Source organism: Asaia sp. SF2.1 (genome assembly GCF_000505765.1).
In the GTDB taxonomy this organism is placed as follows: domain Bacteria; phylum Pseudomonadota; class Alphaproteobacteria; order Acetobacterales; family Acetobacteraceae; genus Asaia; species Asaia bogorensis.
Genome location: NZ_AYXS01000034.1, coordinates 3967 through 14730, shown reverse-complemented (window position 1 = coordinate 14730; position 10764 = coordinate 3967). Strand labels below are relative to the sequence as shown.

7 protein-coding genes, 1 tRNA gene and 2 pseudogenes are annotated in these 10764 nt (G+C 59.4%); 8 read left to right on the top strand and 2 right to left on the bottom strand.

Annotated elements, in window-relative coordinates:
• A pseudogene (locus tag P792_RS31295) lies at positions 1-1555 on the bottom strand (excinuclease ABC subunit A); the annotation flags it as partial.
• A gap of 166 nt (positions 1556-1721) precedes the next feature.
• Here P792_RS31295 and ssb point away from each other — a divergent pair.
• The 7 genes from ssb (at position 1722) to P792_RS31260 (ending at position 9552) form a co-directional block, all read left to right on the top strand.
• On the top strand, positions 1722-2267 hold the full coding sequence (gene ssb / locus P792_RS31290; RefSeq protein WP_023979306.1) for a single-stranded DNA-binding protein: 546 nt from the start codon (positions 1722-1724) through the stop codon (positions 2265-2267).
• 119 nt (positions 2268-2386) lie between these two features.
• On the top strand, positions 2387-5164 hold the full coding sequence (gyrA, locus tag P792_RS31285; RefSeq protein ID WP_235075499.1) for a DNA gyrase subunit A: 2778 nt from the start codon (positions 2387-2389) through the stop codon (positions 5162-5164).
• Complete coding sequence (gene coaD / locus P792_RS31280) at positions 5154-5681, top strand: pantetheine-phosphate adenylyltransferase (RefSeq protein WP_023979304.1); 528 nt, start codon at positions 5154-5156, stop codon at positions 5679-5681. Before gyrA ends, coaD begins: the two co-directional genes overlap by 11 nt.
• Before the next feature lie 45 nt (positions 5682-5726).
• Positions 5727-6200, top strand: coding sequence for a peptidylprolyl isomerase (locus tag P792_RS31275; RefSeq protein ID WP_023979303.1), 474 nt, complete (start codon positions 5727-5729; stop codon positions 6198-6200).
• A 100-nt stretch (positions 6201-6300) separates the two neighbouring features.
• Positions 6301-6376 (top strand) — tRNA-Lys (locus P792_RS31270).
• 268 nt (positions 6377-6644) lie between these two features.
• Positions 6645-8012: a hypothetical protein gene (locus P792_RS31265; protein ID WP_152530235.1), complete on the top strand. Its 1368-nt coding sequence runs from the start codon at positions 6645-6647 to the stop codon at positions 8010-8012.
• Positions 8013-8430: 418 nt separating this feature from the next.
• Entirely contained in the window at positions 8431-9552 is a 1122-nt protein-coding gene (locus P792_RS31260) for a hypothetical protein (RefSeq protein ID WP_152530234.1), read from the top strand.
• An 11-nt stretch (positions 9553-9563) separates the two neighbouring features.
• Here P792_RS31260 and P792_RS31255 read toward each other — a convergent pair whose 3' ends face one another.
• Positions 9564-10022, bottom strand: a complete 459-nt coding sequence (locus tag P792_RS31255; RefSeq protein WP_035440277.1) for an Lrp/AsnC ligand binding domain-containing protein — start codon at positions 10020-10022, stop codon at positions 9564-9566.
• A 135-nt stretch (positions 10023-10157) separates the two neighbouring features.
• Between P792_RS31255 and P792_RS31250 the strand changes: the two are divergent.
• Positions 10158-10764: pseudogene (locus P792_RS31250) on the top strand (trifunctional transcriptional regulator/proline dehydrogenase/L-glutamate gamma-semialdehyde dehydrogenase); the annotation flags it as partial.

Genomic DNA, 10764 nt, shown 5'->3' with positions numbered 1-10764 from the left:
CGCCGGTCAACCCCGAGCCGATCTGGCTTGCCAGCCGGATACGCTGGCTCTCCCCACCTGACAGTGTGGCCGAACCACGTGAAAGAGTCAGATAATCGAGCCCCACATCATCCAGAAACCTCAACCGGTCGAGGATCTCACGCAGGATACGCCGCGCAATTTCGGCACGCTGCGGCGTCAGGGACGCCTCGACGCCCCCAAACCAGTCAAGCGCCCGCCGGATGGTCAGATCGGAGGCCTGCGCGATATTCAGGTGGTTCACACGCACGCAAAGCGCTTCAGGCTTCAGACGCGCACCATGGCAGGCATGACAAGGGACGTCGGACTGATAGCGTGACATTTCCTCACGTACCCACATGCTGTCCGTCTCGGCCAGACGACGTTGCAGGTTACGCATCACCCCTTCAAAAGGCTTGGTGAGTTCGTAGGCCCGCTTGCCATCCTTGTAGGTAAAAAGAACCGAGTCCTCGCTTCCTTCAAGCAATGCCTGGCGAAAATGCTCACCGAGCTTTTTCCAGGGCGTTGTCATCTTCTCCCTGAAATGACGCGCCATCGCTTCCAGCGTCTGGTCGTACCAGGGCGTCTTGGCATCGCGCCAAGGGGCAATCGCCCCTTCGGCAAGAGACAGATTCTCGTCAGGCACGATCAGCCGCGCGTCGAAATGCGTCTCTGTGCCTATCCCGTCGCATACCGGACAGGCACCCATCGGCGCATTGAACGAGAAAAGGCGCGGCTCGATCTCCTCAAGCGTAAAGCCACTCACCGGGCAGGCAAACTTGGCCGAAAACACGATATGCTCGCTCGCGCCTTCTTCCCCGGCGCGACGCACCTGCTCGGCATAGGCAACGCCATCGGCAAGGCTCAGCGCCGTCTCGAAGCTGTCAGCCAGACGCGTCTCGATACCCGACTTCACCACCACGCGGTCAACGACAACCTCAACCGTATGACGCAACTTGCGGTTCAGGTGGGGGGCTTCTGCAATTTCATAGGTCTCGCCATCGACCTTCACACGCGTGAAGCCCTTGCGCTGAAGCTCGGCCAGCTCCTTGCGATACTCCCCCTTGCGATCGCGAATTACAGGGGCCAGCAGCATCAGCCGTGTACCCTCCTCCATCGCCATCACACGATCGACCATCTGGCTGACCGTCTGTGCCTCGATGGGCAGCCCTGTGGCGGGCGAATAGGGCACACCGGCACGCGCCCAGAGTAGGCGCATGTAGTCATGAATTTCGGTAATCGTCCCGACAGTCGAACGCGGGTTTTTCGATGTGGTCTTCTGCTCGATCGAGATGGCAGGGGACAGCCCTTCGATCGAGTCCACATCCGGTTTGCCCATCAGTTCCAGAAACTGGCGCGCATAGGCCGACAGGCTCTCGACATAACGCCGCTGCCCCTCGGCATAGATCGTATCAAAAGCGAGCGACGACTTGCCGGAACCTGACAGCCCCGTGATCACCGTCAGCTGGTCCCTGGGAATATCGGCGTCGATATTCTTCAGATTATGCACGCGGGCACCGCGCACACGAATGGACTGGTTGTACGGCAGATCAGACATCAGCACCACGCAAGGCAGATTGGGGACGGAAAGACGAGAACGTTTCGAGACCTATGTAGGATTGCCCCCCACAGGATTAAAGTCGGCAGCAATGCCGCCCGAGGCGTGACGCCAGCGTCGGGCTGGGCTAAGATGGCTCGATTTTCAGTATTTAGGGTCGGTCGCCATGGCAGGAAGTGTAAACAAAGTCATTCTGGTGGGAAATCTGGGCCGCGACCCGGAAACACGCAATGCCCAGTCCGGTGCCAAGATCGTCAACCTGACCGTTGCCACCTCCGAAAGCTGGAATGACCGCGCCTCGGGCGAGCGCAAGGAGCGCACCGAATGGCACCGCGTCGTGATTTTCAACGAGCGTCTGGCCGATGTCGCCGAACGTTTTCTGCGCAAGGGCCGCAAGGTCTATGTGGAAGGCCAGCTCCAGACACGCAAATGGACCGATCAGGGCGGACAGGAGCGCTATACGACCGAAATCGTGCTTGACCGGTTCCGTGGTGAACTCACCCTGCTCGACAACAACCGCGATGGTGAGTCCGGTGGCGGCATGGGGGGCGGCTATGAAAGCGGCCCATCACGTTCCTATGGCGGCGGCAATGCCCCGGCTCGCAGCGGTGGCAATGGCATGAGCCAGTCTCCCTCGCGCAATCAGGGTGGCAATAACGGCGGTGGCTGGGACGCACCGGGTGGCGATCTGGACGACGAGATCCCGTTCTGATCGGCCCCTTTCCACGCCTCTCTCCCTGATCGACACATCAACAAGACGGACCTGCCTTGACCGACCTGACGCCGCCAGCCGCCCCCTTTGACCAGATCCCGGTGACCATCGAGGAGGAAATGCGCTCCTCCTACCTCGCCTATGCCATGTCGGTCATTGTCTCGCGCGCGTTGCCGGATGTCCGTGACGGCCTCAAGCCGGTCCATCGCCGCATCCTTTACGCCATGCGTGAGAGCGGCTTCACCTCCGACAAGCCCTATCGCAAATCGGCCCGTGCGGTCGGTGATGTCATGGGTAAATACCACCCCCATGGCGACAGCTCGATCTATGACGCCATGGTACGCATGGCCCAGTCCTGGTCCATGCGCGTCCGTCTCATCGATGGTCAGGGCAATTTCGGTTCGGTCGATGGCGACAGCCCGGCTGCCATGCGTTACACCGAAGCGCGCCTGGCCAAATCGGCGTCCTTCCTGCTCGACGATATCGACCGCGACACGGTCGATTTCCAGCCGAACTACGACGAAAGCGAAAGCGAACCCAAGGTTCTGCCTGCCGCCTTCCCCAATCTTCTGGTCAATGGTGCCTCCGGCATCGCCGTCGGCATGGCGACCAACATTCCGACGCACAACCCCGGCGAAGTCATCGACGCGACGCTTGCCCTTATCGAGAATCCCGAAGCCACCCTCGATGATCTGATGAAGATCATCCCCGGCCCGGATTTCCCAACGGGCGGCATTATCATGGGCCGCCGTGGCATCCGTCAGGCCTTCGAGACGGGCCGTGGCTCCGTTCCCATGCGCGCCCGCGCCGAAATCGAAGATATCCGCAAGGATCGTCAGGCGATCATCGTCACCGAAATTCCCTATCAGGTGAACAAGGCAACGCTGCAGGAAAAGATCGCCGATCTCGTCCGCGCCAAGGAAATCGAGGGTATTTCCGATATCCGCGATGAGAGCGATCGCTCCGGTATGCGTATCGTGATCGAGCTCAAGCGCGACGCAACGCCCGAAGTCGTGCTGAACCAGCTCTATCGCTTCACCCAGCTTCAGACCTCCTTCAGCGTCAACTGCCTTGCCCTCGATGACGGCAAGCCCCGCACAATGGGGCTCAAGGACGTTCTGGAAGCCTTCATCCGCTTCCGTGAAGACGTCATCCTGCGCCGGTCGCGCTTTGACCTGAACAAGGTGCGTGATCGCGGGCATCTGCTGGTCGGCCTCGTCATCGCGGTCGCCAATATCGATGAGGTGATCGCTCTCATCCGCAGCGCCCCCGATGCCGCCACCGCACGCGAATCCCTGATGGCCCGCGCCTGGAACGCCGCCGATGTGCAGCCGCTCATCGAGCTGATCCATGACGAAGGCAATGTCATCGTCGATGGCAAGGTCCACCTGACTGAAGTGCAGGCCCGCGGTATTCTCGAACTGCGCCTGCAGCGTCTGACCGGTCTGGAGCGTGACAAGATCCAGGGCGAACTGAGCGAGGTCGCCACCAAGATCAACGAATTGCTCGAAATCATCGGCAGCCATGTCCGTCGCATGGAAGTCATGCGTCACGAGCTGCTTCTGGCCCGCGCCGAAATCGCCACGCCGCGCATGACCGAAATTTCGGATGCGCTGGGCGACCAGTCGGATGAAAGCCTGATTGAGCCCGGCCAGATGGTCGTCACCATCACGCGTGACGGCTTCATCAAACGCACACCACTCGAAATCTTCCGCGCCCAGAACCGTGGTGGCCGCGGCCGTACGGCCGCGGGGCGTCGCGGTGACGATGTCATCGTCAACAGCTTCAACGCCCACACCCATCAATGGGTCATGTTCTTCTCATCGGGCGGCAAGGCCTATCGCGAGAAGGTATGGCGCCTGCCAGAGGCCTCCCCCACCGCCAAGGGTCGCGCTTTGGTCAATCTCCTGCCTGACCTCGGCACGGATTCGATCACGGCCATTCTCGCTCTCCCGCAGGAAGAAGAGCAGTGGGAAGACCTGCACCTCGTCTTTGCGACGGCCAGCGGCAATGTCCGACGCAATCGCCTGAGCGATTTTAAGAATATCCGCGCCTCCGGCCTGATCGCCATGAAGCTCGATGAGGGCGACAGCCTTGTCGGTGTTGCCACCTGCCGCGAGGGTCAGGACGTCTTCCTGGCCACGCGCAAGGCCCGCTCCATCCGCTTCCAGATCACCGATGATACGCTGCGCGTCTTCGCCGGACGCGACAGCTCGGGCGTACGCGGTATCCGTCTTGCCACAGGCGATGAGGTCAATTCGCTCTGCATCCTCAACCATGTCGACGCCAGCGTCGAGGAACGCTCCGCCTATCTGCGTGCGGCCAACGCCAAGCGACGCGCGGAAGCTGCAACCAATGCCGCAGGCACCGAGGAGGAGATCGAGGAGATCGCCTCTGACGACGCCGATGAAGCCGTCGATGCCGGCGATCTGACGCAGGAGCGCTTCGACGAGCTCGCCGCGCAGGAAGAGATCCTGCTCACCGTCACCGATGCCGGCTTTGGCCGCCGCTCCTCGGCATACGAATATCGGGTCAGCGGTCGCGGTGGCCAGGGCATTGCCAACATGACCCTCACCAATCCCAAGCGCGGTCGCGAGGTCGTTGCGACCCTGCCCACACTCGACGGCACCGACGTCATGATGGTCACCGATGTGGGGCGCCTCATCCGCGTCCCCGTTTCGCAGGTGCGCGTCATGGCCCGACAGGCCAGCGGCGTCACCCTGTTCCGCGTCGGGGGAGAGGAGCGCGTAACCAGCATCTTCCCGGTTGCCGAATCCGAAGGCACCGAGGCTGATGACGCTGAGACCTCTCTCGAGGAATCCGACGCCGTCGCAACATCCGACTCCGCGCCTGAACCCCCTGAAAGCCCAGCCGCGCCTGAAGACAGTGCAGGCTGAGTTCCCTCCCGGCGGCAGACGTGTCGGGTTCTATCCCGGCACGTTCGACCCCTTCACGATTGGTCATCGCGACATAACGCTTCGCGCGCTCGCACAATTCGATGAGCTGGTCGTGGGCGTAGCGCTCAGCGCCGCCAAACGCCCGCTACTCTCTCTGGATGAGCGCTGCAGCGTCATCGAACAGACGCTTATGCCTCTGTGCCCCGGTGGAAAGACCCTTCGGGTTGTCGGGTTTGACACGCTCATGATTGAGGCCGCCCGCAAGGAGGGTGCCCATTGCGTCATTCGCGGTCTGCGTTCCTCGGCCGATTTCGAAACAGAGAGCCAGATGGCGGCCATCAATCGACAACTCGCTCCCGAGCTCGAAACGATGTTCCTGACCGCCCGGGAAGAACACCGGCTCGTTGCCTCGCGCATCGTGCGCGAGCTTCTGGCCTTCGGAGGGGATATAAACCCGTACGTTCCCGCGAATATCGCCCGTCTTCTCTTGTCGAAAGCGGGAAAGAGGCCGACATAGGCCGCGTGGCCTTTTCAGGCTCCGCAAACACAAGGATAGAAGTCAATGTCCGAGACCAATAACCGCCTCGTCATGAAGCTCAAGACCGGCGATGTCGTGATCGAACTCCGTCCCGACCTCGCCCCCCTCGCTTCAGAGCGCCTGCGCACCCTTTCCGAGCAGGGCTTTTATGACGGCGTGAAGTTCCATCGCGTCATCGAGGGCTTCATGGCACAGGGCGGCGATCCGACAGGTACCGGTTCGGGCGGCAGCGACCTGCCCGACCTGAAGGCCGAATTCACCCGTGAAGCGAAGTTCGAGCGTGGCACGCTGGGCATGGCCCGTACCATGAACCCGAACTCGGCCAACAGCCAGTTCTTCATCATGTTCCAGCCCACCCCCTCGCTTGATGGCCAGTACACCATCGCCGGTCAGGTCGTGTCGGGTATGGAGCATATCGACCAGGTCAAGCGCGGCGCTGGCGCCTCGGGCATGGTCAAGGACCCCGATGCCATCATCTCCATGCGTCCTGAAGCCTGAATCAAGGACGTGACGGCTTTAAAAGCCGCATGAAAACCGACTGAGCCCGATTCAGTCGGTTGACGGCCTCTGGCTCATATTGTAGCCAGACGCCTCACGTGAACCGGTAGCTCAGCCGGTAGAGCATTCGACTTTTAATCGAATGGTCGTGGGTTCGAGTCCCACCCGGTTCACCACTCCCCATAAAAAAAGTGTTATCGGCAAAGCGCCCTATTGCGGCGAATTGCGAAACCTCGTGCAGCACAAGTCTGCGTCTTTGGGGCACTTCTGCGCCGACAAGAGTCCGATGAATCGTGACAATTGCGTCACATATTCACACCCTCTATCGGCTAGTCCTCTGAATACGCATATTCATAGTAAAACATGACGTATAGACTGCAAGAAAACAAACGAGAACTCCCTGTTGGGGCCATTATCTTGCGTTATATACGGCGTGTTGCCCCGATGTTAGCTCTATTTCTATGGGGGTCGGCTGATTACGCAGCCGCCGCCACGTCTCTCCCGCCGGGCCCGGCTATTCTCGGTTTTGATCGGGATCTGATCTTCCGGGATAATCAGACAAACACTGCCTATATCAGCATCCGCGACAGCCATGGAATCAATGACGCGATGGAAGCAGGCGACAGATCCCGCCTTGAAAGTCTCCGCGCGGTAGTCGCCTCAGCGCAAAATGCCCCGTCGATACGCAAGATGATGATCGCGCTGTGTGATGCCGCAATGGCGCGCGTAGACGGCGATTTCGCCCATTCATCCAATATCATCCTGCAAGCTCTTCATGAGGCCGGGAAATTCGGGGACCTTTCCCAGACGATCAATCCCATCCAGATCATGCTGCGCAACATCCATATCGGCAATCTGATGTTGATGGGCCGCGTCCGTGACTGGGCCGAGGAAACAGAGAACCTTCAAACCGGCTTCTATGCGCCTGTCAGAGCCTACTATAATATTCCTGACCTCGAATTTCGGAATATGGACTTCCTCAAGCTTTCCGTACCGGCCCGTGCAACTCCAGATTCGACCCTTGAAAGGCCACCATCGGATTCTGTTGATCTGGACCCGTCCGAGAGCCAGTTCGAGGATCAGACTGCAATTTCAGCAAAGGCAACCGTACTGATTGATGGCTCGCCTGCGACAGCCACTTTCGGCACCGCGACCGTGATCGGCTCCGTCCCGTTTTCCTTGCAACGGGATCATCACTGGCTTGTCATTGGCCGTCTGGCTGGAAGCAAGGATTTATCACCCGACCCACGCACTGAGGCAGTCGTTCTCATCCCCTCCATCAAGATCGGACAGACTGTCCTGACAAACCAGATCATGACGGTAACCCATTCGGAGACGGTGCTGATCGGGCTGCAACAACTGAGCCGTCTGCGTCACCTGACGATGACCAGCCGTCGCCTCAGCTTTGGGTCCTCAGCACCGATTTCCTGCAATCTGAGGCCTGTCGTCAGTAGCTTCAGATCAGGGGTCAACATGTTTCTTCTGTTTCCCGTATCCTACGCCCGAGGCGATACACAGGCAATTATCGGGACTGAAGACAATGCTCCCGATCTCCTGACTGTCAACATCACCAGCTTCTCCGGTAAAATGGCGCATCGCAGCAGAACGGAATATCTCGGCACAGCCTATGGTCAACGAGCCCATGAGACGTTCACGCAAACCGACACTATCGAAGTCGCCGGGAAAAGCCTGCGCTCGAGCGTGAGATACCAGATCGGCGACCCGGCCGACCGGCCTGTTATCTCAATGGCAGCTCTCAAGACGCTGAGTTTCTCCCTTGACCTGCCCGAGAGCATGGCCTGCCTGCGCTAAACAATCATTCCCCCTGGCAGAAGGCAGGGGGAAAACGCCTCCCCTTGGCAAACCCTGAAAGACCGGACGCGGCCGACATCCTGTTCTACCGCTTCGCAACCCGCCTCACTCATGCGTCTAAACGGGATTCCTGAACATGTGCCTGTCTCGACTACTTCTTCTCACGACCATAATTGCGGCGCCTCTGCTCTTTCCTGCTTACACCGCCCACGCTGATCACTCACCACCAGGTACGGCAAAAGGGCCGGTTCATTTCTTCGAGCCAGACCTGCTGAGCATCGACAGGCGAGGCAGGACGACACTCACCGCAAGCGATACCCGAGGTATTCTCTCCGCTCTTGAAGCAGGAGATACCGGCCGACTAATCGCAATAAGAAAGTCCCTCGAAAAAGCTCCTGGGCCTGAACCGGCTTTCAATGTGATGTTGCTCGCCCTGTGCGATGCCGCCATGGGCCGGACGCAGGGTGACCTCTTCCGGGCCGATCACATTATCCAGGACGCTTTGCGCCGTGCAGCACCGTGGAGCAACCCGGCCCAAAGCGTTAACCCGTTCAATTTCATGCTGGCCACATTCCTGACTGGCGATCTGCTTCTGGAAAACCGCCTCCCCGCATGGGCGGGCGGAAAACTCTTTATCGACCGCGCCTTTCGTGCGCCCCTCATTGCCTATTACGACAAACCCGGCCTTGTTCTCACGGACCTCGATCAGGTCACGCTAACAGTTCCGGAGTCAGGCATCCTCCCGATCGAGGTCAAAGGGCCACGCAGCGATCAGGTCTCTTTCAATCCATTCCAGACACTGATCGATGGTGTGACAACTGCAACGGCTGGCACAATGATCGATCTGGACGGGAGTCCGGTCCATGCAATCATCAACACAGGCAGTGTCCTGGGCGCTGTACCGCAGGCTATGCAGCGCAGTCATCACTGGCCGGTAGTCGGTACTGTCTCATCACTGCGTGACGATACGATACAGGCCGAAAAAGCCGACCTCGTGCAGGTCCCGAGCCTGACTCTTGGTCATACAGTCTTTCGCAATCAACTCATGATCGTCGCAAAAACCAGCCATGCCGTTATTGGCCTCCAGTCGCTCGGCGTGCTGATCCATGTTGTCATGACGGATCACGGCATGAGTTTCGGCCCGGATGCTCCGTTTTCCTGTCATCGTCATGCTACGCTTCAATCGGATGTCGGGGGACTCGATGCAGCGTTCCTTCTTCCTGTCTCCTATGACGGCCAGCATCGCATGGCTGCCCTGATGACAGGAGACAACTCCCCTGAGCCGCTCGTCATCCAGCGTTCCACGCTCACCACTCAAGCCGGTATAAAGGCCACGCAGAAATTCGAGACCGCTACCGGCATGATCCGTGAAAATGCGATCCTGCGCAGCACCGCCCTGCGCCTGGATCATCACAATGTGCAGGCCCGCATACGCTATCGGGTCGGGGATTCCACAAAACCTCCGGTCCTGACCATGTCCGCCCTCGAAGGCGCGAAGCTCTCTTTCGACCTGCATCAGGGTGTTGCCTGCCTGGACTGACTACGCTTCCGTCAAATCGGAAGTTCAAGGTCCGCCTTTACCTCCTCCATAACTGTATAGGTGTGTGTCTGCCTCACGCCGGGCAGACGTGTAAGCGTCTTGCCCAGAAAGGCACGATACGCATTCATGTCCCGCACCCGTGCCTTCACCAGATAATCGAACCCACCCGCCACCATGTAACATTCACTCACTTGCGGTATGGCCCGCACGGCTTTCGCAAATGAGTCGAAAATATCGGCACTTGTGCGATCCAGCGTCACCTGCACGAAAACCAGCAATCCAAGATTGACGGTCTCGGGGTCCAGACGCGCCATGTAATTCCTGATCACCCCGGAATGTTCGAGCTTGCGGACGCGCTCAAGCGTCGCAGCAGGGCTGAGGTTCACCAGCCTGGCGAGCTCCACATTGGTCATACGGCCTTCCTTCTGGAGGATTCTCAGAATCCTGCGATCAATCTCATCCGATGCCACCACCACCCCCAAAATGATATTCGGTAAAATTCCCTAAAGGAGAATAATATACGGCCCCATCCCCATTCTTCCATAACTCATTTGGTGCAAATCACCATAAGGGATCATAAACAACCAGCAACGATATGGCCTGTGATGAACGCACCCTTTGCCGCCTTCCGCACGATCGCTCCCGAACGTTCCGCCTTGCGTCAGGCAATCACCGACCATACGCGTGCCCCAGAGCCCGAACGCGTGGCAGCATTGTCCATTGAGGCAACACTTACGCCTGCACAGGAAGCTGCTTCGCGCGCCACGGCTCGCAAACTGGTCGAGGCGCTGCGCCGCAATGGCACTCCTGGGCTCGTGCAGGGTCTCATCAGGGAATATGACCTGTCCTCGCAGGAAGGCGTCGCCCTGATGTGCCTCGCCGAGGCCCTGCTGCGCATCCCCGATACAGCAACACGCGACGCCTTGATTCGCGATAAGATCGCCAAGGGCCACTGGCAGGGCCATATCCGCAAGGGAACGCCTCTTTTCGTCAACGCCGCCACCTGGGGGCTGATCGTCTCGGGTGGTTTTCTTTCAACCACACAAGCCAGACGCCTGCCGCAGACACTCGACACCCTGCTCAAGCGCTGCGGCGAGCCTGTCATCCGTCGCGGTGTCGATATGGCCATGCGCCTGATGGGTGAGCAGTTCGTCACCGGACAGACCATCACCGAGGCCCTCAAAAACGGGCGCAAGCTGGAAGAAAAAGGCT